The organism is Halopseudomonas sp., assembly GCF_036961105.1.
Lineage (GTDB): Bacteria > Pseudomonadota > Gammaproteobacteria > Pseudomonadales > Pseudomonadaceae > Halopseudomonas.
Map to the genome: position 1 here is coordinate 112,868 of NZ_JBALWW010000004.1, position 26,394 is coordinate 139,261.

A 26,394-nucleotide genomic window follows, 5' to 3' on the forward strand; every position below is an offset into this window, starting at 1 on the left:
TCGGCCATAGTTGAAAACTGGCCGGCATTATAGGCGCATAGCGCGGGGATACCAAGCAAAAACCCGGCGTACCTTGGTCGTAGGTGGCGCACCTTCGCGCGGGATGGACTTTGCGGCGCACCCGGCCGCAAAGTCCAGTGCGGATCAGAACTGCCAGCGTGCCGAAGCCACCAGATTGCGCGGCTCGCCATAACGGCCAAGGTACTGCATGCCACTGTAGTAGGTCTTGTCGAAGGCGTTGTTCAGATTGAGCGCCAGCGTCAACTGATCGTTGGCCTTGTAGCGCGTCATCAGATCGAGCAGAAACAGGCTGTCCTGGGTGAAGTCTTCGCCATTGGGGCCTATGCCTTCGGCCAGCGTTTCATCTTGCCAGCGCAGGTTGCCGCCCACCGCCAGCCCGTTCAATAGCGCGTTGAGTTCGTAGGTGCTGAACATCTTGAAGGTGTTGGTCGGTATGTGACGGTTGATATGGTCGCCGTCGTTGTTCTTGACGCTGGCGCGGGCAAAGCCGCCGGCTACTTGCCAGCCGGGTGTCACTTCGCCGCTGAGCTCAACCTCGAAACCTTCCGATTCGCTGCCGGGCTCGGCGCGGTATGCCTGGCTGCCGTCCGGCGTTACCGTGCCAGCGCCCAGCGAGACGGCAAGGTTTTCCTGCTGCAGCTGGAACACCGAGAGTGTGGCGTTCAGGCGGCCATCCAGCAGCTCGCCTTTCAGGCCCAGCTCGTAGTTGTTGCCCTCCAGTGGTGCCAGGGTTGTGCCATTGATGTCCTTCTCGTTCTGCGGCTCGAAGATATTGGTGTAACTGGCGTAGGTTGACCATTGTTGGGTGAGGTCGAACACCACACCGGCGTAGGGGGTTACGACCCCGTTCTCGTTGGCGACCGGTGTCGTGGTTTTATTCCCTGCGGCGGTCCTGCTCCAGTCTTCCTCATCCCAGTCACTAACGCGTGCGCCAAGCAGCAAATGCAGGCGGTCTGTCGGGTTGAGACGCATGGCGGCTATATAGGCAGTGGTTGTTATATCGGTGCCATAACGAGCCCCCGTGGCGCTGAGGTCAGGTTTGGGCCAGGCCCCGGAGTCGTAGAAAGGGACTGAGTCAGGTAGCACAGCAATGAGCCAGCCTGGATAATTGTCACCCTCTTCGCTGTAATCGGCATGGAAGGCTGAAAAGGACAGCTGGTGCTCCTGGCCCAGCCAGTCGAAGCTGCCACTCAGGCTGGCATTGAATGCGCTCAACTCAAGGTCGGCGGCCCAGCGGTTCATATAGAGTGTGCCGCCCGCGCCGGTCTGGCGGTCAATGGCTGGGGCATAAACATAACCGAAGGATTCGTCGTAGCCGCCGGTCTTGTGCTCGGCCTGCAGGCGCAGCTGCCAGCGGTCGCTGATCGCCTGCTCCAGTGTGGCGAAGAGGTTCAGGCTGTCGCGGCTGAAGTCGGACCAGTCGGTCGCGGTGCTGGTTGAGCGATCAAAGTTGGTGTAGCCACCATCGGTATAGAACAGGGGCAAGCCGCCCCGGGACGCGCCGCTATTGTTGAAATCCTGGTACTCGAAGCCGCCAGACAGCACAGTGGTGTCGCTCAGGTCGGCTTCGATAATGCCGTAGGCGGCCTGCTGTTCATGGTGTTCACGATCCACAAAGGTGTCGTTTTCCTGATAAGACGCAGCTAAACGGCCGCGCAGACGGCCGCTGTCTATAAGGGCGCCGCTGACGTCCATTTCGCCGCGATACAGATCCCAGGCACCCGCCTGCACGGTTACGCTTGCCTGCGGCGTGGCGGTAGCCCGCTTACGTATCAGATTTACACTGGCCGCAGGGGATCCCATGCCGGACATGAGTCCGGATGCGCCGCGCACAATTTCAATGCGGTCGTAGGCGACCATATCGGCAGTTTCTTCTTCGAAACCGTAGATTCCCGGCGGTCTTGGCACGCCGTCGACCAGATAGTTGTCAACCGAGAAGCCCCGGGAAAAATAGCCGATGCCATCGGAGCCAAGGGCACTGGAGTTGTTGCCCTCAATACCGACGATCTGGTCCATGACCTGAGAGATGGAGGTCAGGTTCTGGTCTTCCATCCGTTGCCGGGTCACCACGGTGACCGATTGGGGCGTGTCGCGCATGGATAGCTCAAGGCCGGTAGACGAGCTCATGGCGTCGGTGGTGTAGGAGCCGCTGCCCTCGGTGGTGCTGCTGACGCCGGCGCCCGAGACGAGCATGGCGGGCAGGGTGGCCATGCCCTCGGCGCTTTCAACTGTTTGTGCCCTGCTCAGCGTGTAACTGCCTTCGCCTTGTGGTACCGGACTCAAGCCGCTTCCCTGGAGTAACTGACGCAAGCCTTCCTCGACGCTGTACTCGCCGCTCAGTGCCGGTGCGCGCTGTCCGCTCACCAGGGTCGGATCGAACGACAGCAGGATGCCAGCTTCGCGACCAAACTGGTTGAGTGCATTCTCCAGCGAGGTACTGGCGATCTGATAGTGACGCACCTGGTTGCTATCGGCGGCCGTGGCCAGGCCGGTGTGCAGACCCAGCGTACTGGCGAGCAGCAGAGCGCTTGAGAGTGACGACAGTCGCTGTCGCTGGAACGGGGGAAGACGCATGATTTTTCCTTGTTCTACTAAAAGTTGGCGTGTGGTTACCTTCCCTGTCACGCGAGAAGCAAAATCAGCTCAACTTTTTTTAAGAAATCTGACGGAGTTGTAAAAAAATCAGACCTGGCTGGCCGGTACCAGGCGCACCCAGTAGCGGCTCAGGCTGTGCAGGCGCACCGGCAGACTCTGGGTAAGGCTGGTCAGAATGCGGTCGGTGTCGGCCAGCGGGTAGGAGCCGGATATTCGCAGCTGTGCGATGGCAGGGTCGCAACCCAGATAACCGGGCCGATAGCGCGTCAGAGTCTGCACGAAACTGGCCAGCGGCATACTGGTGGCGACCAGCATTCCCTGGGTCCAGGCAAAGCGCTCTTCCTGCGTGGGTTGAGGGGCGGAAAGCCGATATTCGTCAAAGTGCGCGCTTTGTCCGGCGTGCATCACATTGGCGGCAACCGGTGCGTGGCTGGGGAAGACCTCCACCGTACCTGCCAATACGTCCACCCTGGAAACGCCTTCGCACTGCTGGACCGCAAAACGTGTCCCCAGGGGGCGCAGCATTCCTTGCGCAGTTACCACGCGGAGGTTGGGAGCAGGTGCGCGCGAGGCGGTGTTCAGCATCAGCTCGCCCTGCAGCAGCTCCACTTGCAGGCCGGTCGCGCTCTGCTCGAGGTTTGCCGCGCTGGCGGTGTTGAGATGTAGCTGGCCGCCACCGGGGAGCGCGACTGTGAGCTGTTCGCCGGTGGCGGTGCGAATATCGGCCAGCGTCTCGCGCCAAGGCAACTGATATCCCAGTGTGGCAAAGCTGCCGGCAAACAACAGCAGGCTCAAGGTCTTTACTGCGCGCCGGCGCTGCTCGCCGGCCGGACTGAGCAGGGCGGCGCGGGCAGCCGGGGTCAATGCCGTACCAAACTGCTTATTGGTCGTTTGAATGTGCGCCCAGGCGCGGCGGTGCAGTTCGCTCGCAGCCAACCAGGTTTGCAACTCCGCCTCGTCTGTCTCCCCCGCCAGTTGGGCAAGATGCCAGTCGACGGCTGCCAGCGCTACGCTGCGGGGAATGTTCATGGCTGGTTCAATCACTGGGTATCCAGCCCGAAATAGCAACGCAGGGCGGCGCGGCGCAGGTAACGCTTTACCGTGCTGATAGAGATGTTCAGCAGGCTGGCCACTTCTGCGTGGCCCATGCCGTCGAGCTGCACATGCAGGAACGCGCGGCGCACGACGCCGGGCAGGCCGTCGAGCAACTGGTCGATCTCGACCAGCGCTTCCATCAGCAGCGCCTGCTCCTCCGGCGATAACGCGTAGTGTTCGGGCTGCTCGGTCAGTGCCTCAAGATAGGCCTTCTCCAATTGCTCGCGGCGCCGCTGGTTTGACATCACCCGCTTGGCGACAGTGGTGAGAAAGGCTCGGGGTTCGCGTAGGCCGGGCAGCTCTTCCTTGGCCAGCAGGCGCATGAAAGTATCTTGGGCCAGGTCGGCAGCGCGGTGCGAGCAGCCGAGCCTGCCGAGCAGCCATCGCACAAGCCAGCTGTGGTGATCGCGGTAAAGTGCGTGCATGTCCATCGCCGGAACCTGTGCCTGTGCGCTGAAGGGCACCAGTCGTGCTTATTCAGCTAATGATAATCAGTCGCATTTTATGGTGAAGGCGTACCATTCGCAAGGGTGCTTTGCGCAGGTGGGAGATTCAGGACGGGAGGGGCGTGAGTGAATGCATTGAAAGCTGCGAGCGGCGGGCCGCTCGCGATGGCTAACGCTTCGCAAGGCGGCGCTGGTTCAGTTCAATTTCAGCGCAAAGTACATGAAGTCATGATCGTTACTGAAGCCGAGGGAGCGATACAGGCTTTGCGCGGCGACGTTGTCTTCGCCGGTCATGACGGTCATGCGCTCCACACCAGCCGCCTTGGCCAGCTCCTTGGCGTGGTTGATCAGTTTGTCGGCAACCAGTTGGCGGCGCGCTTCTTCTGTCACGTAGATACCTTTGAGTACCCAGGCGGCCGACAGCGTCAGCGCCGAGAAGCTGGGAATGAACTGGCAGAAGCCCATTGCCTTGCCGCTGTCCTCGTCTTCGGCGACGAGAATGATGGCCTGCTCGTGGACCAGGCGGGCCTCAAGGAAACGGCGTGAGGCTTCGGGTTTGGGCAACTGCCCGTAATACTCGCGGTACTTGATGAACAGTGGCGTGATTTCATCAAGGCGATCAACATCTGCCTGCACTATGCGCATACGAATACCTTGTTAATGGTCATTAAGTGGCTGAGAGGTTTTTTACGGTCATTGGCTTCATCCTGCATCAGCATGCGGCAATCTGCAATCAGCGACCATAAAAAAACCGCCGTACCTGAGGTAGGGCGGTTCTGGTGAGTGCGAGGCCTCTAGACCGAGAACGGTGGCAGCTTCTTGGCGACAGTCTGGCGTTTCAGGGTCACGTAATGGGGCATGCCGTTCTTGAAGGGAGGAAAGTCTTCCCCTTGAATCAGCGGCGACAGGTAGCGGCGACAGGCTTCGGTAATATGAAAGCCATCTTCGGTGATGAAGTCGCGTGGCATGAACTTCTCGACATTGGCCACATCCTTCAGCGGCGCTTCGATGATGTCCCATTCATAAGGTGCGTCGTTCAGGCGGCGAATCGCCGGCATGATCGAGTTCTTGCCTTCCAGGGCAATTCTTACCGCCGCTTGACCCAGTGCATAGGCCTGCTCCACATCTACCTTGGAGGCGATATGGCGGGCGGCGCGTTGCAGATAGTCCGCCACGGCCCAGTGGTACTTGTAGCCCAGCTCTTCCTTCACCAATTTGGCGATGGTCGGCGCCACACCGCCCAGTTGCGCGTGGCCGAAGGCGTCGGTCAGACCGGACTCGGAAAGGAACTTGCCATCACTGTTCTTGATGCCCTCGGACACGCCGATAACGCAGTAGCCGTAGGTTTTTACGCACTCATCAACGCGCGCCAGGAAGGCGGGCTGGTCGAATTCGATTTCCGGGAACAGCAGGATGTGCGGTGGCTGTCCCTCGCCTTCATTGGCCAGGCCGCAGGCAGCGGTGATCCAGCCAGCGTGGCGGCCCATGACTTCCAGGATGAACACCTTGGTGGAGGTGGCGGCCATGGAGGCGACGTCGAAGCCGGCTTCGCGGATCGAGGTGGCCACGTATTTGGCGACCGAGCCGAAACCGGGGCAGCAATCGGTGATGGGCAGATCGTTGTCGACGGTCTTAGGTACGTGAATGGCCTGGATCGGATAGCCGAGTGTTTCGGCCAGTTGCGAAACCTTGAGGCAGGTGTCTGCCGAGTCGCCGCCACCGTTATAAAAGAAGTAGCCAATATCGTGCGCCTTGAAGACCTCGATCAGGCGCTCATACTCGGCGCGGTTGGCTTCCAGGCTTTTCAGCTTGTAGCGGCAGGAGCCAAAGGCGCCGGATGGCGTGTGGCGCAAGGCGGCGATGTCATCGACCGACTCCAGGCTGGTGTCGATCAGTTCTTCGGTCAAGGCGCCGATAATGCCGTTGCGACCGGCGTAAACGGTGCCAATCTGTTCGGGGTGCAGGCGGGCGGTTTCGATCACGCCGGCGGCCGATGCGTTGATCACAGCGGTAACCCCGCCCGACTGGGCGTAAAAAGCGTTCTTGGCGGTCATGCGTACTCCATGTGTTGAGTCTGAAAATCGGTTGCCGCAAAGCTGCTGAGTCCGACCGCTGTTAAATTCGGTCAGCCTGGGTGCGAAGTGGTGCGGGCAGATGGGCGCAATGATAGCCCAAAGCAGTGTCGCTTGCATGACAATCGGGCCACAGCCCCTGTCGGCCGGACGGCCGTGCTAGTATCGCCACAACAAGGGCGCAGCAGGCCGGAAAGCAACTTTTCGGCCGCTGTACATGTCTGTTTGCCGGGTTGGCGAGTGATCAACGAAGGGTACAAGGCCTAATCAATGCATCTGCACATTCTGGGTATCTGCGGTACGTTCATGGGTTCGCTGGCGCTGCTGGCGCGCGAGCTGGGGCATCAGGTCAGCGGTTCGGACGCCAATGTCTACCCACCGATGAGTACACAGTTGGAGGCGCAGGGTATCGCGCTGCAGGAAGGCTATGATGCCGCGCATCTGCAGCCGGCGCCCGATCTGGTCATCGTCGGCAACGCCATGAGCCGCGGTAATCCCGCTGTGGAGTACATGCTGGATCAGGGAATGCCTTATGTGTCGGGCCCGGAGTGGCTGGCGCGCTACGTGCTGCAGGAGCGCTGGGTACTGGCAGTGGCGGGGACGCACGGCAAGACCTCTACCTCAAGTCTGCTGGCCTGGTTGCTGGAAGACGCGGGCATGAGTCCCGGCTTTCTGATCGGCGGTGTGCCCCAGAACTTCGGCATTTCAGCGCGTCTGGGCGATACACCTTTCTTTGTGGTGGAGGCCGATGAATACGACAGCGCCTTCTTTGATAAGCGCTCCAAGTTTGTTCACTACCGCCCCCGTACCGCGATTTTGAACAATCTCGAGTTCGATCATGCGGATATCTTCCCTGATCTGGCAGCCATTGAACGGCAGTTCCATCACCTGGTGCGCACCGTGCCCGCCGCAGGCCTGATCATTCGTCCGCAGGGCGTGGCGGCGCTGGATCGGGTGATCGAGATGGGCTGCTGGACGCCTTGCCAGACGACCGGCGAAGGCGGCGACTGGCAGGCGCGCTTGCTCAAGGCCGATGGCTCGCAGTTTGAAGTCTGGCTCAATGGCGAGCTGCAGGGCGTGGCTGATTGGCAGCAAACCGGCATGCACAGCGTGGCCAATGCCCTCTCGGCACTGGCCGCCGCACGCCATGTGGGGGTTACTCCAGCCCAGGGTATTGCCTCGCTGGGCGGCTTTCGCAACGCCAAGCGGCGAATGGAAAAGCTGGCCGAGATCAACGGCATCACCGTGTACGACGATTTCGCCCATCACCCCACCGCCATTGCGACCACACTCGCCGGGCTGCGCGCGCAGATTGGCGAACACAGACTGATTGCCATTATCGAGCCGCGGTCCAATACCATGCGCCTGGGCAGCCACATGCATGCCCTGCCCGACAGTGTGCGTGAGGCCAGCGAGGTGATCTGGTATCAGCCGCCGGGGCTGGACTGGTCGCTGGAGCCGGTGGTGCAGGGCAGCCTAGTGCCCGCACAGGTGATGACGGACCTGGATACAATAGTGCAGCAGGTGGTCGACAGCGCTACGCCTGATACTCGCGTGGTGATCATGAGTAATGGCGGCTTCGGTGGGATCCATCAAAAACTGGTGCGGGCTCTGGAGGCGCGGCATGGCTGAAGCGGTGGTCAAACGGGTTACCCTGGCGGTAACCGGTGCCTCGGGGGCGCAGTACGCCATGCGCCTGCTGGAATGTCTGGTGCAGGCCGGCGTTGAGGTCTCCTTCCTGATTTCCCAGGCAGCGCAATTGGTCGTGGCAACCGAAACCCAATGGCAATTGCCGGCCAAGCCGCAGGCGCTGGAAGCCTATCTAACCGAGCAGTTTGCTGCGCAGCCGGGGCAGATTCGCGTGTATGGCAAGCAGGACTGGATGGCACCGGTAGCCTCGGGTAGCGGCGCGCCGGCGGCCATGGTGGTCTGTCCCTGTTCTACCGGCTCCTTGTCGGCGATTGCCACCGGTGCCAGCAATAATCTGATCGAGCGGGCGGCAGACGTGGCGCTCAAGGAAAGGCGCAAGCTGATCCTGGTGCCGCGCGAAGCGCCGTTCTCCAGCATTCATCTGGAAAACATGCTGAAACTGAGCCAGATGGGCGCGGTGATATTGCCGGCGAGTCCAGGCTTTTATCACCAGCCTGAATCGGTAGCCGATCTGGTCGATTTTGTCGTTGCGCGCATTCTCAATCAACTGGGGATCGAGCAGCAGTTACTGCCGCGCTGGGGTGAGGCTGAGCCTCAGGGCAAGTGAGCTGCCATATGGCTGATATCGCGGGCGCCGCACGGCCTGCCCGCGATACAGGTGTTACGTCAGACGAAGTACAGTGACAACCCTTCGGAAATGAATGCGGGCTTGTCGACGCCCTCGATTTCCAGGGTGTTGCGTGCCTTCATCAGCCACTGCCCAGGGTTTTTCTCGGTGACGTCCAGGATGGTGGTGTGCAGGCGCACGCGTGAACCCACGCGTACCGGCTGGATGAAGCGCAGACTATCCATGCCGTAATTGACGGCCATCTTCAAACCTTCCGGGCGCGGCATCAGCCCAGCGGACAGCGCAGGCAACAGCGACAGAGACAGGAAGCCATGGGCGATGGTGCCGCCGAAGGGCGTCTGCTTGGCCTTTTCTTCATCAATGTGGATGAACTGGTGGTCGCCGGTGCACTCGGCAAACTGGTTGACCCGCTCCTGATCGATCTGCAGCCATTCCGAGTGGCCCATATCCTTGCCGATCAATGAGGTAAGTTCACTAACTGGTATAGCTGTCATGGCGTTCTCCGTGACTCTTATTGTGGCCCGCTGGGGGTGTGCGTAGCTGCCTGCTGCAATGCTAACCTTTGGAGCAAGCGTATCCGGCTGAATGGTTGCAAGCGCTGACGCAGGGGTCAATCAATCAGGACCTTATATTGGTTTGCTGAATGATCTGACCTTCTGCTGAAGGCTAAGCCCGACGGCTAACGATGACAAGAGGATTGCATGAGTCAGAAGATTGCGTTATTCCCACTTAAAACCGTATTGCTGCCAGGTTGCACTCTGGACCTGCAGCTCTTCGAGGCGCGCTATCTGGATATGGTCAGCCGGTGCTTCAAATCGGGCGAGGGCTTTGTGGTCGTGGCGCTGGAAAAAGGACCGGAGGCGGGTACCGGTGATTTGCGCTTCAGTGCCCTGGGCTGCGAAGCACGGATAGTGGATTTTCAACAGCGGGATAACGGATTGCTGGGGATCAGGGTGCTGGGCGCCCGCCGCGCGCAGGTGAGCCAGGTTGAGGTAGCTGAAGACGGGCTGGTCGTGGCACAAGTGCAGTGGCGCCCGGAAGCGGGAGATGCCGAGCTGGTAACCGAGCACGAAGAGCTCGAAGAGCTGCACGCCGCGCTATTGCAGCACCCGCTGGCGTCCGGGCTGGACTTGCCTCCCGTGGGCAACAGTCAGCAGGCCCTCGCGTATCAATTGGCCTATCTGCTGCCGTTCAGCCTGGATCAGAAAACCCATTTGCTGGCGCTTGATGAGCCGTCCGAGCGTTTGCAACAGATCCATGAATGGCTCGAGGTGCTGCAGGCATAACGGTAAATCTGGCGGGCGTGAGGTGGCGAGCTTTACCAGAATACCCAGGCTGCAGCCAGGAACGGCCAGCTGGCAATCAGCCAGCGCAGCGGTGTGGCCAATGGCGTCATCGGGCTGACCCGCTCGACCACCCAGCAGGCGAGGAGGCTGGCGCTAACGCCAACCAGCAGACTGCGAAGCATCTCCAGCGGTTCCAGTAAGCGGTGTTCGAGCACATTGCTGGCGATCATCAACAGCAGCGGCAGCAGATACAACAGCCAGGCGCTGCGTACCCAGAAATGCTGGCTGCGACTGCAGTTGACGACCAGCGCACAGAGTATGGTGGTGAGTAGGGCGTTGATGCTGGCACTGCCGCTTAGCGCTATGGCCCAGGCCATGAACAAGGCCAGGCTTAGTGCGCATAAATGCAGGACTGCGTGATTCCAGCGCCTGGCCAGTAGCAGAGCGGCGATAATCGGAGCTGCTACGAGTAAAATCTCCGGGGTGAGTATCTGTACCTCTCCCGCGCCCGGCAGGCGCAGATAATCTGCGCTGTCTACCAGGGTGCGATCGAATATCTGCAGGGCCCGCTGATTCATGCTCAAGGTCAGCAGTGATAGCAGGCAGCAGGCTGCCGCTACCAGGGAGCTCCAGCGTTTTTGCAGTTTCAATACGTACAGGCAGCAGCCGATCAGTATGCCTGCACCAATCAACAGGCTCAGCGCCTGATTCCAGAACAACGGTGGTACTGGCCATTGCGCAGCGCGGCCGGCGGTGTAACCGGGGATCAGATAGGCCGGAGCCCAGGCCAGCGCCGATAGCAGGTTGATTGCGACGAAGCGCCAGACCGGCATGTCGAACATGCCGGCCACCAGCGGGATCACTGGCCGTATCGGCCCGATGAAGCGCCCCAGCACCACGCTCAACCAGCCATAGCGACGAAAGAAGCGCTCGCCGCCGTCGATCCACTGCGGGTTGCGGCGGAACGGGCCGAAGCCGCGAATGTTGTGGTGGAAGTGGCGGCCGAGAAAGAAGCTGATCAGGTCTCCCAGCACGGCGCCACTGAAAGCCCAGATAACCGCAGTGCCCAGCGCCATGCCGCCGCTGGCAGCCATTGCCGAGACCGCAAACAGCAAAAAAACACCGGGCACTACCAGGCCTGCGATCGCCAGTGACTCGGTAAAGGAAATCAGAAAGATGGCCAGTCCCACCCATTGCTGATGGGCGGCCAGCCAGTCGGTGAGTTCAACCAGCAAAAGGCTGGCCCTCCAGCGCTGCTGTGGCGGCCTGCCCGGGTGTGAGCAGGCGGTAATCGCGCCCTTCTACGCGGGTTCGGCCCAGCGGCTTGCGCGTGCAGTAGGCGGCCAGTTCGGCGTCTACAAAGCGGTAGGGCAGGGCTTCATCGCGACCTGAGGGAATACCCAGGCGCGGAGTCTGGATGATCTGGCTCGGTTGGTAGCCGTCGTCCTCGATGAACAGCGTATCCGGGCAGAACGCCTGAGCATTCCAGTCTGCTACCCGTATCGCCAGTGAACGACATAGCAGGGTTTGTCCGGCGCACAAACGGTGAGCGGCCCGTGCGCTGCCATCGCGATTGGGGTTGAGCTGCTGCATGCGCTGCAGGCTTGCCGGCCCGCTGAGACTGTCGATCACCGGATAGCCTGATTTGAGCAGCACTCCGTTGCCGGCACCTGCGGCGCTGCAGTTCATCGAGTCGCCGCCGCGGGCGTAATACATGTAGATAATGCCGCCCTCCATGAAGAGCGCGCGTCTGGCGTGGGTGAAACCCAGCGAAGAATGACTGCCCTTTTCGTCCAGCATATAGGCTTCTGTTTCGATGATGCGCGCCGATAGCCAAAGCCCTTCCAGGTAGCGGCGAATCACCTTGCCCAGTAGGTCGACCGCCAGCGTGCGGGCGTCCTGCTGAAAAAACGAGGCTGGCAAGGGCCGCTTTGCGAGGTTGGAAAAAGGGTCAGGGTGCATGGTGCTCATTCTATCAGCATAGATATTGCAGACTGAATTGGTGCGTGGCTGCAGGATTCCTCTGGCGGCCCTGTCAAGTGCTGGGGGACCCGGCTATAATGCCGCATTTGCGTATACAGGTAACAGGTAACTGCATGAGTGCGGAACAGGTAGTCGTTTACATGACCGGGTTGGGCCAGAATGCCCGGCGCGCATCGCGGGTCATTGCCCGTGCAACGACCGCGGTCAAGAACGCCGCTCTGCTGGCAACGGCCGAAGCCATCGAGGCTGCGAGCGCGGAACTGGTCGCCGCCAACGAGCTGGATTTGCAGGCCGGTCGAGACAACGGCCTGGACGCTGCGATGCTCGATCGTCTGGCGCTCACGCCGGCGCGTATGCAGGCCATGGTCGAAGGTTTGCGGCAGGTTGCAGCACTGCCGGATCCGGTTGGTGCTATCGCTGATATGAAGTTTCTCCCGTCCGGCATTCAGGTGGGGAAGATGCGCGTGCCGCTGGGCGTGATTGGCATCATTTACGAGTCCCGCCCCAATGTGACCGTCGAAGCGGCCAGTTTGTGCCTCAAATCCGGTAATGCCTGCATTCTGCGCGGTGGCTCCGAGTCGATCCATTCCAATCGAGCGATTGCCGAATGCCTGCGCGTCGGGCTGGCGGCGGCCGGCCTGCCGAACGAAGTGGTACAGGTGGTGGAAACCACCGATCGCGCCGCCGTTGGCGCACTCATCACCATGCGCGATTACGTGGATGTGATTGTACCGCGCGGCGGCAAGGGACTGATCGAGCGCATCAGCAAGGATGCGCGGGTGCCGGTGATCAAACACCTGGACGGCATCTGTCATGTTTATGTGGATGATCGCGCCGATCTGGACAAGGCCGAAGCCATCGCTGTCAACGCCAAGACCCATCGTTACGGCGTGTGTAACGCCATGGAAACGCTGCTGGTGCACCAAGCGGTGGCAGCAGCATTCTTGCCCCGCGTCGCAGCCATCTATGCCGAGAAAGGTGTCGAGCTGCGCGGCTGTGCACAAACCTGCGCGTTGCTGCCACAGGCGACTGCTGCAACGGAGCAGGATTGGTCAACCGAATACCTGGCGCCGATTCTGTCGGTCAAGGTGGTGACGGACATGGATGCCGCCATCGAGCACATCAATACCTATAGCTCGCAGCATACCGACGCCATGGTCTCGGAAGACTTCACCCGCGCACGGCGTTTTTTGGCCGAGGTGGATTCCAGCTCGGTGATGATCAACGCGTCAACGCGTTTCGCCGATGGTTTTGAGTACGGTCTGGGCGCCGAGATCGGCATCTCTACCGATAAGATTCATGCTCGCGGGCCGGTGGGACTGAATGGTCTGACCAGCGAAAAGTACGTGGTATTCGGCGACGGCCACATCCGGCAGTGATGCGCGGATGAGGCAGCGAATCGGTCTGCTGGGCGGTACCTTCGATCCAGTGCACTTTGGCCACCTGCGCAGCGCGGTGGAGGTACTGGAGCGCTTGCAGCTGGACGAGCTGCGGCTGGTGCCCAGTGCTCGGCCACCGCACCGGGAGGTGCCTGGCGCCAGTGCCGATCAGCGCCTGGCGATGGTTGAGCTGGCGGTAACGCCGGGTTGCGGGCTGCAGGTCGATGACCGCGAGCTGCGCCGGGACCGGCTCTCTTACACTGTTGATACGCTGGAATCGCTGCGCGCCGAGCTGGGTGTTGAGGCTGCACTGTTCATGGTCCTGGGTTGGGACGCATTCTGCGGTCTGCCAAGCTGGCATCGCTGGCAGGAGCTGTTGCAGTTGGCACATATCGTGGTGTTGCAGCGTCCCGATTACAATCCGGACATGCCCGAGGTGCTAAAGGATTTGCTGGCTGCGCGCAGTGTCGACAGCCCCGAGCGTCTGGCGCAAAGCAGTAACGGTCACATTATTTGCCTGTCGCAGACGCCCTTGGCGATTTCTGCGACCCATATTCGCGGCCTGGTCGCCAGCGGCGCCTCACCGCGTTTTCTGTTGCCCGACGCCGTGCTTGACTATATTGAAACCCAAGGGCTGTATCGGCCCTGATATCGAGGATTTAAACGTCTTATGCAGATTGAAGAGCTTGCGCAACTGGTAGAGAACGCGCTGGACGAACTCAAGGCCAAGGATGTAGTACGGATTGACGTACGCGAACACACCAGTGTGACCGATTTCATGGTCATCGCCAGTGGTACGTCCAATCGCCATGTCAACGCCCTGAGCGATAACGTGGTGGAAAAGGCCAAGGAAGCCGGGCGCAAGCCGCTGGGCGTCGAAGGCAAGGGTTCCGGCGAGTGGGTACTGGTAGACCTGGGCGACGTGGTTGTGCACGTTATGCAGCCGGCGACCCGCGAGTTCTATGACCTTGAGCGCCTCTGGCAAAGTGCCGAATCACGCCGGGAACAGCAACAGCGGCCTGTGGAGTAAGCCTGTTTGCGTATTCGCCTGATCAGTGTGGCGTCACGCATGCCGCGTTGGGTGGAGCAGGGCTATCAGGAGTACGCCAAGCGGCTGCCGCCTGACCTGCCGCTGGAGCTGGTCGAGATTCCGCTGGCAACACGGGGCAAGAATGCCGATGTCAGTCGTCTGATGCGCCGCGAGGGCGAGCAGATGCTGGCGGCGGTGCAGCCGGGTGAACGCATCGTTACTCTTGAGGTAACAGGGCGGGCCTGGTCGACCGAAAATCTGGCCGAGAAGTTGGAGCAGTGGCGGTTGGATGCCCGCAACGTCAACCTGATGGTCGGCGGCCCCGAGGGTCTGGCCGACGAGGTGAGCGCGCGCAGCGATCAGCGCTGGTCATTGTCGCCGCTGACGCTGCCGCACCCGCTGGTACGCATTCTGCTGGCCGAACAGCTCTACCGCGCCTGGACCATTCTTAATCGTCATCCCTACCACAAGTGATTCATGGCCAAGCCCATCCACCTGAAAGACCACAGTAAGGACGCCGGCATAGTGCACCGTCGCCTGCTGCTGGCAGGCGTTTTTGTACTGGCGCTGATTGCCGCTCTGGTCGCGCGCATGTATTACCTGCAGGTCACACAATACGAGCATCATTCGACCCTGTCGGAGAACAACCGGGTTCACGTGCAGCCCATACCGCCGACTCGTGGCCGCATTTACGACCGCAATGGCGAGGTCCTGGCCGAGAACCGTCCCAGCTACAGCCTGACGATTACCCGCGATCGGGTAGCAGATCTGCCGGCTACCTTTGAGTTGCTCAAGTCGCTGCTGTCCCTGAGTGATGAAGATGTGGCCCAGGCCGAGCGCCGGCTGATGCAGGCCAGAAGGCCCTTCGAATCGGTGCCGGTGATGCTCGAGCTGACCCAGGAACAGATCGCGCGCATCGCCATCAATCAATTTCGCTTGCCCGGAGTAGAGGTGCAGGCCAGTTTTGTGCGCTATTACCCCTTTGCCGACCATTTTGCCCACGCTCTGGGTTACGTGGGCCGGATCAACGAGCAGGAACTCAAATCGATCGATACTGTGTCCTATGCCGGCACGCATTACATCGGCAAGACCGGTATAGAGCGCTATTACGAGGACTTGCTGCATGGCACCGTGGGTTACGAAGAGGTGGAAACCAACGCCCGTGGACGCGTATTGCGGGTGCTCTCGCGCACCGAGCCGGTACCCGGCAAGGACTTGACCCTGCATCTGGACGCCAACCTGCAGCGCGTGGCCGAGGAAGCCCTGGGCGACAGACGCGGCGCTGTCGTGGCAATAGACCCGGCCACCGGCGGTGTACTGGCCTTCGTCAGCAAGCCCGGCTTCGATCCCAATCTGTTTGTTACCGGTATCAGTTACGCCGACTATGGCGCCCTGCGTGATTCACTGGATCAGCCGCTGTTCAATCGCGTGCTGCGCGGCCAGTATCCGCCCGGCTCGACGATCAAGCCGGTGGTTGCCCTCGGGGGGCTGGATACGGGCGCGACCACCCGCAGTGCGCGGGTGTATGACCCTGGATTCTTTCAGTTGCCCAATTTCAGTCACAAGTACCGCAACTGGAACCGCAGTGGCGATGGCTGGGTAGACATGTCCTATGCCATCGCACGCTCCAACGACACTTATTTCTACGATCTGGCGAACAAGATGGGCATCGACAGGATGCATGATTTCATGAGCCGGTTTGGTATTGGACAGCGGGTGTCCATCGACATGTACGAAGAGGCGGCGGGTCTGATGCCCTCCAGCGACTGGAAGCGAACCAAGTACAGGCAGCCCTGGTACCCTGGAGAAACCCTGATCGCCGGGATCGGGCAGGGTTATATGCTGGCCACGCCGCTGCAGTTGGCGCAGACCATGGCGCTGATTGCCAATCACGGAAAATGGCATCGTCCCAGGTTGCTGATGGATGCCGAAGGGGTGCAACCGGATGAGTCGGATACGCCCGAGGATATCAAGCTGCGCAATCCTTCAGACTGGGATTTCATGACCCAGGCCATGCAGGATGTGATGCAGTCGCCGCATGGCACCGCGCGGGCCGCTGCCCAGGGCGCGCCATACAACATGGCTGGCAAAAGCGGAACGGCCCAGGTGGTGGCCATTGCCCAGGGTGAGCGCTACGACTCCAAGAGCTTGCGTGAGCGGCACCGTGACCACGCGCTGTTCGTCGGCTTTGCTCCCAGTGAAAAGCCCTTGATCGCCGTGGCTGCGCTGGTTGAGAACGGCGAATCCGGCGGCCGCGTCGCCGGACCTGTCGTGCGGGCGGTATTCGATGCCTGGATCTTGCCGCGCCTGCCCAAGCCCGAAGAAGAGGGCGAGAGCGCAGCTGAGGTCGGCAGCGCTACGCCATCCCAGGAGGCCGCACAATGAAGCGCCCCACGCCCATGCCGGCAGCGGCGGGTCTGCGTCGCCGCGAATCATTCTGGATGCGCATCCACGTTGATCCCTGGTTGCTGTTGTTGATTCTGGGCCTGGCGGCAGTGGACGCCTTTGTGCTTTATTCCGCCAGCGGCAAAAGCATGGGCATGGTTTATCGGCAGATGGCCTATTTTGCCGTGGGTATAGCCGTGATGGTGGTGATAGCGCAGTTCCAGCCACGTTTCATGCAACGCTGGGTGCCGGTGGCTTACGTTGGAGGGACATTGCTGCTGGTGGCGGTGCTGCTGGTCGGCACCGAGGCCAAGGGTGCGCAGCGCTGGTTGACCATTCCGGGGGTGATGCGTTTCCAGCCGTCGGAAATACTCAAACTGGTGATGCCCATGAGCGTCGCCTGGTACCTGGGTGCCAGGACCTTGCCGCCGCGCTTCAAGCATGTGGTGGGTACGCTGTTGATCATCTTTATACCCGTGGTGCTGATTCTCAAGCAGCCGGACCTGGGCACCTCGTTGCTCATTGCCGCCTCGGGCATCTTTGCTCTGCTGCTGGCCGGACTATTGTGGCGCTATATCATCGGCGCGCTGTTGCTGCTGGCTCCAGCGGCCGCAGGTATGTGGTTCTTTGTCATGCACGGCTATCAGAAGCAGCGGGTGTTGACCTTTCTCAATCCCGAAAGTGATCCTTTGGGCTCGGGCTGGAATATCATCCAATCCAAGGCTGCGATAGGGTCCGGCGGGGTATTCGGCAAGGGCTGGCTCCAGGGGACGCAATCGCACCTGGATTTCCTGCCGGAAGGTCACACCGACTTTATCATTGCGGTGTTGGCAGAGGAGTTCGGCATGGTCGGTGTCTGCTTGCTACTGTGCGTCTACATGCTGCTGATCAGTCGCGGTATGGTGATCACGTTGCAAGCGCAGGACGCATTCTGCAAACTGCTGGCAGGCAGCATCACTCTGACGTTCTTCGTCTATGTTTTCGTCAATATCGGCATGGTCAGTGGGCTGTTGCCGGTGGTGGGGGTGCCGCTGCCCTTTATCAGTTACGGCGGTACTTCGCTGATTACCCTGCTGTCGGGGTTCGGTATTCTCATGTCCATCCACACGCACCGTAAATGGATGGCAAAAAGTTCATGACATCGGGTCGGGATTAAAACAGAACATGTACAAAAACAACGTGGGCAGTCGCTGCCGCGGTATTGCCCGTTTGGCAGCAACGCTGGTTGGCGGGCTCCTGGCTGCGGGGGTTCAGGCCCAGGACTATGGCCCGCAGCACAGCGATGTGCCGGCCTTCGTCGAGAAGATGCAGATCGAGCACGGGTTTAGCGCCGAACACGTCCAGCAGGTGCTGGATCAGGCGGTACGTCAGGAGGCCATCCTCAAGGCCATTGCCCGCCCTGCTGAACGGGTAAAGCCCTGGCATGAGTATCGTGCCATCTTTATAACCGACAAGCGCATCGAAAGCGGCCTGGCTTTCTGGGACGAGCATGCCGAGGCGCTGGCTCGGGCGGAAAAGGAATACGGCGTAGAGCCGGAAATCATTCTGGCCATTATCGGTGTGGAAACCTTTTACGGCGGCAACATGGGCTCCTACCGTGTGATCGACGCGCTGACTACCCTGGGCTTTGACTATCCGCCACGGGCCGACTTCTTTCGTCGCCAGCTGGAAAGCTACCTGGTGCTGACCCGCGAACAGCAGATGGACCCACTGACCCTCAAGGGTTCCTATGCTGGCGCCATGGGCTATGGGCAATTCATACCCAGCAGTTACCAGGCCTTTGCCGTGGATTTTGACCACGACGGCGTAGTGGATATCTGGAACAACCCGGTGGATGCCATTGGCAGCGTCGCCAATTATTTCCATCAGCATAAGTGGCAGCATGGCGCCGCGGTAGCCATCGCGGCAGATGTAGAAGGGGATCAGGTTGCCCAGGGTATAACCCTTGAGCAGGGTCTCGAAGCGCGCAAGACGGTGGCCGAGCTGCAGCGCCTGGGCTGGACGCCGCGCACACAGCTGGAACAGGATGCAGAGGTCATGGCGTTCGAGTTTGATGCCGGGGAACGAATGCAGTACTGGCTGGGTCTGAACAACCTCTATGTGATCACCCGCTACAACCGCAGCGTGATGTATGCCATGGTGGTGCACCAACTAGCCGATTTGTTACGTGAGGCACGGCCGCAATGATGCCAGCATCCATCTCCTTTGCGCGTTGTACCCTGGGCTGCGTTGTGCTGCTGGCACTGGCGGCCTGCTCATCGGCGCCGAGTCCCAGCGGCAGCAGTGCTGGGGCGCCCGCTGCCGGCACGCCTGGCCCGGTGCGTACGGTGCACGATGGCCCGCCAAGTTACATGCAGGATGTGTCTCAGATACCAGACGCGGTGCCGGTACCGCATACCGGCCGTTACAAGGCCACGCCCTATTCTGTGCTGGGGCGCGACTACAACCCCATGCAGGACGGTCGCAGTTATCGCGAAGAGGGCGTGGCGTCCTGGTACGGTACCAAATTTCATGGTCAGAACACCGCCAATGGCGAGCTGTATGATCTGTACGGCATGACAGCGGCGCACAAGACTCTGCCGTTGCCTACTTACGTGCAGGTAACCAACCTTGAGAACAACCGGACCATTATCGTGCGCGTCAATGATCGCGGTCCCTTCTACTCTGACCGCATCATCGACCTGTCTTACGCAGCGGCAAAGAAGCTCGGTTATGCTGACCAGGGTACTGCGCGCGTGCGCGTGCAGGGAATAGATCCGGTTGCCTGGCAGCAGCAGAACAATCCCAGCTATCTGGTGCAGAGTCAGCCACCGGTAGCAGCTCCGATCACAGAAATCATACCGCCAGAACCGGTGGAAACCGGCCATACGGGTTATTACCTGCAGGTAGGCGCCTTCTCCAATGCGCAGTCTGCAGAGCAACTGCGACAGCGCCTGCGCGGCGTGGTAACGGCCAATGTCTTTGTCAGTGAATACCACGACCAGACGCGCACCCTGCACCGGGTTCGCCTGGGGCCGGTCAGTAGCCAGGACGAGGCCAGGCAGCTGATGGAGACGCTGCGGCTGGCCAACATGGGTACGCCTACGCTGGTTACGGTCAACTGATGTATCCCTTTAGAACCAACGCACTCCACCACTGATTGTGAGTAACATGCTGAAAAATCTGATATCTACCCTGCTTGTCACCGGCGCCACCCTGTTGTCTGTCAGTGCTCTGGCACAGACGCCGGCGCCCAACGCCCCTACGCTGGATGCGCAGACGGCAGCGCCCATAGTGCCAGCTGCGCCGGAACTCGCGGCCTCCAGCTACCTTCTAGTGGACGCCAGCAGTGGCGCTGTGCTGGTAGAACATAACGCCGATGAGCCGCTGCCGCCTGCCAGTCTGACCAAGATGATGACCAGCTACATTGGCAGTCAGGAAATCAAGCGTGGACAGATTGGCGAGAACGATCCGGTGCTGATCAGCGAAAAGGCCTGGCGCATGGGCGGTTCGAAGATGTTCATCAGGGTAGGTAATCAGGTTCCGGTTATCGACTTGATGCGCGGCATCATCATTCAGTCCGGCAACGATGCCAGTATCGCGCTGGCCGAACACATTGCCGGTAGCGAAGACGCTTTTGCCGACATGATGAACGGCCAGGCCAAACGCCTGGGCATGACCAACAGTCACTTTGTCAATGCAACCGGATGGCCGGCGGAGGGGCATTATTCTTCGGCGCGTGACCTTGCGACGCTGGCCCGCGCGATTATCGAGGATGACCCTGAAGCCCATTACAAGATTTACGGTGAGAAAGAGTTTGTCTGGAACGAAATCCGCCAGCCCAACCGCAATCTCATGCTCTGGCGTGACAGCACAGTTGACGGCTTGAAAACCGGCCACACCGAAGAAGCCGGCTATTGTCTGGTGGCGTCGGCCAAGCGCGAGGACATGCGGCTGATTTCGGTGGTCATGGGCACCAGCAGCGAGCAGGCCCGCGCTGCCGAAACCCAGAAGCTGCTGACCTGGGGTTTCCGCTTCTTCGAGACCAAGAGCTTCTACCAGCCTGGCCAGGTGATCTCCAGTACCCGCGTGTGGAAAGGCGCGCAGGACAAGGTTGATCTGGGTCTGCAGCATGGCCTGCAACTGACCTTGCCAAAAGGTCAGCTCGCCCAGCTGGAAGCGGGAATTACGCTGCAGACGCCAGTTCAAGCACCAATCAAGGCCGGTGACGTGCTCGGTCAGGTGGAGGTCAAGCTTGGCGACAAGGTCGTGCATTCCGCGCCGCTGGTCGCCCTGGCGGACGTCGAGCAGGCTGGTTTCTTCGGTCGCCTGTGGGACAGCATTCGTCTGTTCTTCTATGGGCTGTTCAACTGAAGCTGGGAGGGTAGCGCAATGGCTGACCGGACTGAACCGCAGGCACCGAAGATCGAATTTCCCTGCCAGTACCCCATCAAGGTGATAGGTACGGCCGGCGACGACTTCGCCGAGGTTATCTGCGCCGTAGTGCGCAAGCACGCGCCTGGCATGGATGCTACCTCGGTGGATATCAAGGACAGCAAAAATGGCCGTTTCCTGTCGCTGCGCGTGATTATCACTGCGACCGGGCCGGAGCAGCTCGATGCCTTGCATAAAGACCTCAAGGCGACGGGCCGTGTGCATATGGTGCTCTAGTGGCGCCCGTCCCGGAATTGCTGATTCGTGATCTGGGGCTGGTGGATTACCAGCCCACTCTGGAAGCCATGCGCCGCTTTACCGATGAGCGCGGCGCCGAAACGCCAGACGAAATCTGGCTATTGCAGCATCCGCGGGTATTTACCCAGGGACAGGCCGGCAAGGCCGAGCATGTATTGGCGGCAGGCGATATCCCGATCATTCAGGCGGAGCGGGGCGGTCAGGTGACCTACCATGGCCCAGGGCAACTGGTCGCTTATCTGTTGCTCGATCTGCGCCGGCTAGGGCTTGGCGTGCGCGAGCTGGTGACTGCCATGGAGCAGGCACTGGTCGAAGTGCTGCAGCTACACGGGCTGGAAGCTGCGCCCAAGCCTGATGCCCCTGGCGTGTATGTTGATGGTGCCAAGATTGCCTCACTGGGTCTGCGCGTGCGCCGCGGCTGCTCCTTTCACGGATTGGCGTTGAATCTGGACATGGACATGGAGCCGTTTCAGCGCATCAACCCCTGTGGTTATTCGGGATTGCGCATGGTGCAGCTGAGGGAGTTGGTGGAAGAGCCGGTTTCGATTACCTTGATCCAGCAGCAGCTGAGCCAGGCGCTCAAGCGGCGCCTGGGGTATGTTGCGGACTGATCAGCTCAGATTCAGCGCAGGGATCAGACTGTCGTCGATGGTCTGACCCGGCACGGCTACCGGCGCGGCCAACCCCAGGTTGTTCTTCTCGAACACTCGATCGGCGCGGTAGCTGGAACGCACCAGTGGACCGGCAGCGACCTCCATGAAGCCTTTGGCCAGTCCCAGCTCGCGGAAGTGATTGAACTCCTCGGGGCTTACCCAGCGCTGCACCTGCAGGTGGTTGCGGGTGGGTTGCAAGTACTGGCCCAGGGTGACGATATCCACGCCAATGGCGCGCAGGTCGTCAAAGGTCTGTAGTACTTCTTCGTCGGTTTCACCCAGCCCCAGCATGAGGCTGGTCTTGGTCAACACATCGGGGCGATGACGCTTGGCGTGTGCCAGTACCTTGAGCGTTTTCTCGTAGCCTGCACGGGGATCGCGGACCACATGGGTCAGGCGTTTCACGGTCTCGACGTTTTGCGCAAAGACCTCGAGACCGGAATCGACCACCTGCTCAATGGCACTCAGGTCGCCGTCGAAGTCCGGCGTAAGGGCCTCTACCACCACCTGTGGTGTACGCTGTTTGATGGCACTGACGCAGGCTGCATAATGCGCGGCGCCGCCGTCGGGCAGATCATCGCGGTCCACCGAGGTCAGCACTATGTAGCGCAGCGCCATGAGCTCGACCGATTTGGCGGTGTTCTCCGGCTCTTCACGGTCCAGCCAGCCATTGGGATTGCCGGTGTCTACCGCGCAGAAGCGGCAGGCACGGGTACAGACCGAGCCCATGACCATGATGGTGGCAGTACCGTTGGACCAGCACTCACCCATGTTGGGGCAGTGCGATTCCTGACAGACAGTGCTAAGACGATGTTCGCTGACGTTGCGCTTGACCGCTTCAAAACGGTCACCGCTGGGCGCTTTTACCCGCAGCCATTTGGGCTTGGGGGCAAATACCTGGGGCTCGTTCGAATTGCGGCGTTTCTGGCCATCCTTGATGGCGGGAATACCTTGGGCGTTGCGGAATTTCTCGCCACTGGAAACGGTTTTCTGCGAACTGTCGGACATCGAAATCAGGGCTCCTGCGGGTAGCGGCTCCACGGGGATTGTGCTGGGCACGGATAGGCTTGTGGCCACGGCGGAGTTTATCACAGAAAGTGCCCGGCGCACCGGTCCGGGGGAGCGGTGCGCCGGCTTGTAATCGCAGTGCCCCAGGCAGGCTCGCCCGAGGTGGGCGGCTATCCGCGGCGCAGCTGCTCCAGCAACTCGGGTGTCGGGTAGCCGTCGGCTGGCCAGCCAAGTTGCTGCTGAAGCCGACGGATCGCGGTGCGGGTATTGGCGCCTATGATGCCGTCGATGCCGCCCGGCTCGAAGCCCTGCTCAGTCAGCAGAGTCTGCAGTTCAGTGCGTTCGCTACGCGAGAGTGGGCGGTCCTCGGTGGGCCAGCCAGCAACGACCTTGCCGCCGCCCTGAAATCGTTCGGACAGCAAGCCAATGGCCAGCGCGTAGCTGGTGGAATTGTTGTAACGCATGATCGAGCGGAAGTTGCTCAGCACCAGAAAAGCCGGGCCGCGGTGGCCGGCTGGCAGTAGCAGCGCGGCGGAGTGCTCGCGGATATTCGCTGGCAAAGGGGTGCCCTTGATATCAGTCACGCCAAGATCGGCCCATTGCTGCACCGTCTTGCGTACGCTGCTGTCAGCCAATGCATAGTCAAACGACGGGGGTAGCTTGACCTCTTGACCCCAGGGTTGGCCAGGCTGCCAGCCGGACTGTTGCAGATAGTGGGCTGCCGATGCCAGCGCATCCGCCGAGCTGTTCCAGATATCGCGCCGCCCGTCCTGATCAAAATCCACCGCGTATTCATTGTAGGTAGTGGGAATAAACTGTGTTTGCCCCATGGCACCGGCCCAGGAACCCAGCATCTGCTCGGGTTCAATGTCGCGGTGCTGCAGGATATCCAGCGCGCCCAGCAGTTGGTCGTGGGCGAAGGCAGGGCGTCTGCCCTCGTGGGCCAGCGTGGCCAGGGAGCGGATGACCTGACGATCACCCATATTCTGACCGAAGTTGCTTTCCAGGCCCCAGATGGCCGCCAGAATGTGACGATCCACACCGTAGCGCTGCTCTATGGCATCGATTGAGGTGCGTTGTTCCGCCAGTTTGCGCTGGCCGGTTGCCACGCGCTGGCTCGAGAGTGCGCCGTCCAGATAGGCCCATACCGGTCGGGAAAACTCCGGCTGGCTGCGGTCAGCCTTGATTACGTCCGGGTCCGGGCTGACGCCTGCGAAGGCGCGGTCAAACAGCTGCGGCTCTATGCCGAGTGCCAGCGCCTCGGCGCGGAAGTCTGCTCGCCAGTCGGCAAAGCTGCGCTGCATGACCACCGGCTCCACCATCACATTGGCGGCGCTGGGTTGAGCGGCAGCTGGCCTGACGGGTTCGGCTTGCGCAATGGCCGGCGTGTCGGCGCAGGCAGTGAGACTGAACAGGCTGGCACAGGCAAGCAGACGGATGCCGGTACGGCGGTGAAACTGAAGGCGCATGCGTTAATTCCTGAAAGCGGTCTGGCACCGGGCATGGTGGCAGGATTTTGATCACTGCCTTGGAGGATACTGGCGCGCGAAGGTTCCTGCCAGCACTGCGCAGTAATGCGTATCACAGCCGTGCGGTGGTCGACATCGGGGCCTTGTGGTAAAGTCCGCAGCCTCCCCAAGAATGAATGACGGACCACGGCCATGTTGTGCCCTAACGGCGTTACGCCACCTTAGTTTTCTATCCCACCCCTGCGCAGATGCTTTCCCGGCGTCCTGTGTCCGTATTTCCGTATTGTTGTGCAGGCGAGGCCTCGCGCGTTCAAGCCATGCGGCAGTTGCACCTGACGGACAGTCTTTTCATTTTTCTCGAACCGGCAGAATCCATTTATGACCTTGATCGAATCCCTTCGCCAGCAATGGTTTTCCAACGTGCGCGGCGACGTGCTGTCTGGCCTGGTAGTAGCGCTCGCGCTGATTCCGGAGGCGATTGCCTTCTCCATTATTGCCGGGGTAGATCCCAAGGTAGGCCTTTACGCTTCCTTCTGTATCGCCGTGGTGATTTCCTTTACCGGCGGACGGCCCGGCATGATCTCGGCCGCTACCGGTGCCATGGCCTTGTTGATGGTGACGCTGGTACGCGAGCACGGGCTCGAGTATCTGTTGGCCGCCTCCATTCTGTGTGGCGTGTTGCAGATAGCGGCAGGTTACCTGCGCCTGGGATCGCTGATGCGCTTTGTGTCGCGCTCGGTGGTGACCGGGTTTGTCAATGCGCTGGCGATCCTCATTTTCATGGCGCAGCTGCCGGAGCTGACCAACGTGACCTGGCACGTATATGCCATGACGGCGGCCGGTCTGGTACTGATTTACGGCCTGCCCTGGCTGGGCAAATACACTTTCCCCGGCATTGGCCTGTATGCGTTGATCATCGGCTTTGCTCTGGTACTGGGCAGCCTGGATGCCAGCTTGGGTTATGGCGCGGCGACCATTGGTATAACGCTGGCGGTAATCTCTGCGCGCTGGAGTAGAAACCTGGTGATTCCGTCGCCGCTGGTATGCATTGTGCTGCTCACAGGCGTGGCCATGCTGTGGAACCTGGATATCCGCAGCGTGGGTGATATGGGTGAATTGCCCGACACCCTGCCGATATTTCTCTGGCCACAGGTGCCGCTGAACCTGGAAACCCTCGGCATCATTTTCCCCTACGCCGCTGCGCTGGCGGTAGTGGGCCTGCTTGAGTCCATGATGACCGCCACCATTGTCGATGATCTGACTGATACCAGCAGCGACAAGAACCGTGAATGCAAAGGTCAGGGCGTTGCCAACATCGGTTCCGGGCTGCTTGGTGGCATGGCCGGTTGCGCGATGATCGGGCAGTCGGTGATCAATGTGAAATCCGGCGGCCGCACCCGCCTGTCATGCTTTGTAGCCGGTGTCGTGCTGCTGCTGATGGTGGTGTTCGCCAGTGACTGGGTAGGGCAGATTCCCATGGCTGCCCTGGTGGCGGTGATGATCATGGTGTCCATTGGTACCTTCAGTTGGGATTCGGTGCGCAATCTGCGCAAGCATCCTTTGTCGACCAATATCGTCATGGTTTCGACTGTCGTAGTGGTGGTAGCAACCCACAATCTGGCCTACGGCGTCCTGGCTGGGGTACTGCTCGCGTCGCTGTTTTTTGCCAACAAGATCGGGCATTTCCTTTATGTTGACAGCGAGGCGAATGCGGACGGCAGCGAGCGGTCCTACCAGGTAGTCGGCCAGGTATTTTTCAGCTCAGCCGACAAATTTACCGCCAGCTTTGATTTCAAGGAAGTGCTTGATAAGGTGATTATCGATCTGAGTCGCGCGCATTTCTGGGATATCACTGCCGTGGGCGCGTTGGACAAGGTAGTGATCAAGTTCCGGCGTGAAGGCACCGAGGTGACAGTGTTGGGCCTGAACGAAGCCAGCGCGACCATCGTTGACCGCTTTGGCGTGCACGATAAACCCGAGGCCGCTGATCAACTGATCGGACATTGATGGGCGACCCAGAGGA

Annotated in this window: 25 protein-coding genes; 15 read left to right on the forward strand and 10 right to left on the reverse strand. The window is 60.5% G+C overall.

Annotated elements, in window-relative coordinates:
• Positions 1–144: 144 nt before the first annotated feature.
• The 5 genes from V7756_RS06880 to V7756_RS06900 all read right to left on the reverse strand — a co-directional run bounded on the left by V7756_RS06880 (position 145) and on the right by V7756_RS06900 (position 6,211).
• Positions 145–2,595, reverse strand: a complete 2,451-nt coding sequence (locus V7756_RS06880; RefSeq protein ID WP_335609413.1) for a TonB-dependent siderophore receptor — start codon at positions 2,593–2,595, stop codon at positions 145–147.
• Between the two features lie 108 nt (positions 2,596–2,703).
• Entirely contained in the window at positions 2,704–3,645 is a 942-nt protein-coding gene (locus V7756_RS06885) for a FecR family protein (protein WP_335609414.1), read from the reverse strand.
• Positions 3,646–3,656: 11 nt separating this feature from the next.
• The gene (locus V7756_RS06890; protein ID WP_335609415.1) at positions 3,657–4,142 is read right to left on the reverse strand and encodes a sigma-70 family RNA polymerase sigma factor; all 486 of its coding nucleotides are present in this window, start codon (positions 4,140–4,142) and stop codon (positions 3,657–3,659) included.
• A gap of 210 nt (positions 4,143–4,352) precedes the next feature.
• Positions 4,353–4,802 (reverse strand): GNAT family N-acetyltransferase, encoded by a 450-nt coding sequence (locus V7756_RS06895; protein ID WP_335609416.1) that lies wholly within the window; start codon positions 4,800–4,802, stop codon positions 4,353–4,355.
• A gap of 149 nt (positions 4,803–4,951) precedes the next feature.
• Complete coding sequence (locus V7756_RS06900; protein ID WP_335609417.1) at positions 4,952–6,211, reverse strand: 6-phosphofructokinase; 1,260 nt, start codon at positions 6,209–6,211, stop codon at positions 4,952–4,954.
• A gap of 288 nt (positions 6,212–6,499) precedes the next feature.
• On the opposite strand from V7756_RS06900, the gene mpl reads away from it, so the two are divergent.
• The gene (gene mpl, locus V7756_RS06905) at positions 6,500–7,861 is read left to right on the forward strand and encodes a UDP-N-acetylmuramate:L-alanyl-gamma-D-glutamyl-meso-diaminopimelate ligase (protein WP_335609418.1); all 1,362 of its coding nucleotides are present in this window, start codon (positions 6,500–6,502) and stop codon (positions 7,859–7,861) included.
• Positions 7,854–8,486, forward strand: a complete 633-nt coding sequence (locus V7756_RS06910; protein WP_335609419.1) for a flavin prenyltransferase UbiX — start codon at positions 7,854–7,856, stop codon at positions 8,484–8,486. Before mpl ends, V7756_RS06910 begins: the two co-directional genes overlap by 8 nt.
• Positions 8,487–8,545: 59 nt before the next feature.
• Here the strand turns inward: V7756_RS06910 and V7756_RS06915 are convergent, their stop codons facing one another.
• Entirely contained in the window at positions 8,546–9,001 is a 456-nt protein-coding gene (locus V7756_RS06915; RefSeq protein WP_092285223.1) for a MaoC family dehydratase, read from the reverse strand.
• Between the two features lie 207 nt (positions 9,002–9,208).
• On the opposite strand from V7756_RS06915, the gene V7756_RS06920 reads away from it, so the two are divergent.
• Entirely contained in the window at positions 9,209–9,793 is a 585-nt protein-coding gene (locus V7756_RS06920) for an LON peptidase substrate-binding domain-containing protein (protein ID WP_335609420.1), read from the forward strand.
• 32 nt (positions 9,794–9,825) lie between these two features.
• On the opposite strand, the gene V7756_RS06925 is transcribed toward V7756_RS06920, so the two are convergent.
• Positions 9,826–11,028 carry a DedA family protein gene (locus V7756_RS06925; RefSeq protein WP_335609421.1) on the reverse strand — a complete coding sequence of 401 codons (1,203 nt, stop codon included), beginning with the start codon at positions 11,026–11,028 and terminating at the stop codon, positions 9,826–9,828.
• The gene (locus tag V7756_RS06930; protein ID WP_335609422.1) at positions 11,018–11,755 is read right to left on the reverse strand and encodes a DNA-3-methyladenine glycosylase; all 738 of its coding nucleotides are present in this window, start codon (positions 11,753–11,755) and stop codon (positions 11,018–11,020) included. The genes V7756_RS06925 and V7756_RS06930 overlap by 11 nt, the downstream gene beginning before the upstream one ends.
• A 134-nt stretch (positions 11,756–11,889) precedes the next feature.
• Here V7756_RS06930 and V7756_RS06935 point away from each other — a divergent pair, with 134 nt between their 5' ends.
• The 11 genes from V7756_RS06935 to lipB all read left to right on the forward strand — a co-directional run bounded on the left by V7756_RS06935 (position 11,890) and on the right by lipB (position 21,852).
• Entirely contained in the window at positions 11,890–13,155 is a 1,266-nt protein-coding gene (locus tag V7756_RS06935; protein ID WP_335609423.1) for a glutamate-5-semialdehyde dehydrogenase, read from the forward strand.
• Positions 13,156–13,162: 7 nt separating this feature from the next.
• A complete protein-coding gene (nadD, locus tag V7756_RS06940) occupies positions 13,163–13,804 on the forward strand; it encodes a nicotinate-nucleotide adenylyltransferase (protein ID WP_335609424.1) in 642 nt (213 codons plus the stop codon).
• A gap of 21 nt (positions 13,805–13,825) precedes the next feature.
• The gene (rsfS, locus tag V7756_RS06945; RefSeq protein ID WP_335609425.1) at positions 13,826–14,185 is read left to right on the forward strand and encodes a ribosome silencing factor; all 360 of its coding nucleotides are present in this window, start codon (positions 13,826–13,828) and stop codon (positions 14,183–14,185) included.
• 6 nt (positions 14,186–14,191) lie between these two features.
• Positions 14,192–14,659, forward strand: a complete 468-nt coding sequence (gene rlmH, locus V7756_RS06950; protein ID WP_335609426.1) for a 23S rRNA (pseudouridine(1915)-N(3))-methyltransferase RlmH — start codon at positions 14,192–14,194, stop codon at positions 14,657–14,659.
• Positions 14,660–14,662: 3 nt separating this feature from the next.
• Positions 14,663–16,570 (forward strand): penicillin-binding protein 2, encoded by a 1,908-nt coding sequence (mrdA, locus tag V7756_RS06955; RefSeq protein ID WP_335609427.1) that lies wholly within the window; start codon positions 14,663–14,665, stop codon positions 16,568–16,570.
• On the forward strand, positions 16,567–17,709 hold the full coding sequence (gene rodA, locus V7756_RS06960) for a rod shape-determining protein RodA (RefSeq protein WP_335609428.1): 1,143 nt from the start codon (positions 16,567–16,569) through the stop codon (positions 17,707–17,709). Before mrdA ends, rodA begins: the two co-directional genes overlap by 4 nt.
• Positions 17,710–17,734: 25 nt before the next feature.
• Complete coding sequence (gene mltB, locus V7756_RS06965; RefSeq protein WP_335609429.1) at positions 17,735–18,757, forward strand: lytic murein transglycosylase B; 1,023 nt, start codon at positions 17,735–17,737, stop codon at positions 18,755–18,757.
• Entirely contained in the window at positions 18,754–19,674 is a 921-nt protein-coding gene (locus tag V7756_RS06970) for a septal ring lytic transglycosylase RlpA family protein (RefSeq protein WP_335609430.1), read from the forward strand. The genes mltB and V7756_RS06970 overlap by 4 nt, the downstream gene beginning before the upstream one ends.
• A gap of 94 nt (positions 19,675–19,768) precedes the next feature.
• Positions 19,769–20,923 (forward strand): D-alanyl-D-alanine carboxypeptidase family protein, encoded by a 1,155-nt coding sequence (locus tag V7756_RS06975; protein ID WP_442908970.1) that lies wholly within the window; start codon positions 19,769–19,771, stop codon positions 20,921–20,923.
• 18 nt (positions 20,924–20,941) lie between these two features.
• Entirely contained in the window at positions 20,942–21,220 is a 279-nt protein-coding gene (locus V7756_RS06980) for an HP0495 family protein (RefSeq protein ID WP_335609432.1), read from the forward strand.
• Positions 21,220–21,852 carry a lipoyl(octanoyl) transferase LipB gene (gene lipB / locus V7756_RS06985; protein ID WP_335609433.1) on the forward strand — a complete coding sequence of 211 codons (633 nt, stop codon included), beginning with the start codon at positions 21,220–21,222 and terminating at the stop codon, positions 21,850–21,852. Before V7756_RS06980 ends, lipB begins: the two co-directional genes overlap by 1 nt.
• On the opposite strand, the gene lipA is transcribed toward lipB, so the two are convergent.
• Positions 21,853–22,902 carry a lipoyl synthase gene (lipA, locus tag V7756_RS06990; RefSeq protein WP_335609434.1) on the reverse strand — a complete coding sequence of 350 codons (1,050 nt, stop codon included), beginning with the start codon at positions 22,900–22,902 and terminating at the stop codon, positions 21,853–21,855. It lies immediately after the preceding gene.
• A 170-nt stretch (positions 22,903–23,072) separates the two neighbouring features.
• Entirely contained in the window at positions 23,073–24,371 is a 1,299-nt protein-coding gene (locus tag V7756_RS06995) for a lytic murein transglycosylase (RefSeq protein ID WP_335609435.1), read from the reverse strand.
• Between the two features lie 384 nt (positions 24,372–24,755).
• On the opposite strand from V7756_RS06995, the gene V7756_RS07000 reads away from it, so the two are divergent.
• Positions 24,756–26,378 (forward strand): SulP family inorganic anion transporter, encoded by a 1,623-nt coding sequence (locus V7756_RS07000; protein ID WP_335609484.1) that lies wholly within the window; start codon positions 24,756–24,758, stop codon positions 26,376–26,378.
• Positions 26,379–26,394 lie beyond the last annotated feature (16 nt).

Bases quoted from the DNA above. Each gene is read 5' to 3' on its own strand.
- V7756_RS06880 (WP_335609413.1), bottom strand. From the start codon at position 2,595: ATGCGTCTTCCCCCGTTCCAGCGACAGCGACTGTCGTCACTCTCAAGC.
- V7756_RS06920 (WP_335609420.1), top strand. From the start codon at position 9,209: ATGAGTCAGAAGATTGCGTTATTCCCACTTAAAACCGTATTGCTGCCA.
- rsfS (WP_335609425.1), top strand. From the start codon at position 13,826: ATGCAGATTGAAGAGCTTGCGCAACTGGTAGAGAACGCGCTGGACGAA.
- lipA (WP_335609434.1), bottom strand. From the start codon at position 22,902: ATGTCCGACAGTTCGCAGAAAACCGTTTCCAGTGGCGAGAAATTCCGC.
- nadD (WP_335609424.1), top strand. From the start codon at position 13,163: ATGAGGCAGCGAATCGGTCTGCTGGGCGGTACCTTCGATCCAGTGCAC.
- V7756_RS06910 (WP_335609419.1), top strand. From the start codon at position 7,854: ATGGCTGAAGCGGTGGTCAAACGGGTTACCCTGGCGGTAACCGGTGCC.
- mrdA (WP_335609427.1), top strand. From the start codon at position 14,663: ATGGCCAAGCCCATCCACCTGAAAGACCACAGTAAGGACGCCGGCATA.
- V7756_RS06980 (WP_335609432.1), top strand. From the start codon at position 20,942: ATGGCTGACCGGACTGAACCGCAGGCACCGAAGATCGAATTTCCCTGC.
- mltB (WP_335609429.1), top strand. From the start codon at position 17,735: ATGTACAAAAACAACGTGGGCAGTCGCTGCCGCGGTATTGCCCGTTTG.
- V7756_RS06885 (WP_335609414.1), bottom strand. From the start codon at position 3,645: ATGAACATTCCCCGCAGCGTAGCGCTGGCAGCCGTCGACTGGCATCTT.
- V7756_RS06900 (WP_335609417.1), bottom strand. From the start codon at position 6,211: ATGACCGCCAAGAACGCTTTTTACGCCCAGTCGGGCGGGGTTACCGCT.
- V7756_RS06930 (WP_335609422.1), bottom strand. From the start codon at position 11,755: ATGCACCCTGACCCTTTTTCCAACCTCGCAAAGCGGCCCTTGCCAGCC.
- mpl (WP_335609418.1), top strand. From the start codon at position 6,500: ATGCATCTGCACATTCTGGGTATCTGCGGTACGTTCATGGGTTCGCTG.
- V7756_RS06970 (WP_335609430.1), top strand. From the start codon at position 18,754: ATGATGCCAGCATCCATCTCCTTTGCGCGTTGTACCCTGGGCTGCGTT.
- V7756_RS06995 (WP_335609435.1), bottom strand. From the start codon at position 24,371: ATGCGCCTTCAGTTTCACCGCCGTACCGGCATCCGTCTGCTTGCCTGT.
- V7756_RS06890 (WP_335609415.1), bottom strand. From the start codon at position 4,142: ATGGACATGCACGCACTTTACCGCGATCACCACAGCTGGCTTGTGCGA.
- V7756_RS06895 (WP_335609416.1), bottom strand. From the start codon at position 4,802: ATGCGCATAGTGCAGGCAGATGTTGATCGCCTTGATGAAATCACGCCA.
- V7756_RS06915 (WP_092285223.1), bottom strand. From the start codon at position 9,001: ATGACAGCTATACCAGTTAGTGAACTTACCTCATTGATCGGCAAGGAT.
- V7756_RS06935 (WP_335609423.1), top strand. From the start codon at position 11,890: ATGAGTGCGGAACAGGTAGTCGTTTACATGACCGGGTTGGGCCAGAAT.
- rodA (WP_335609428.1), top strand. From the start codon at position 16,567: ATGAAGCGCCCCACGCCCATGCCGGCAGCGGCGGGTCTGCGTCGCCGC.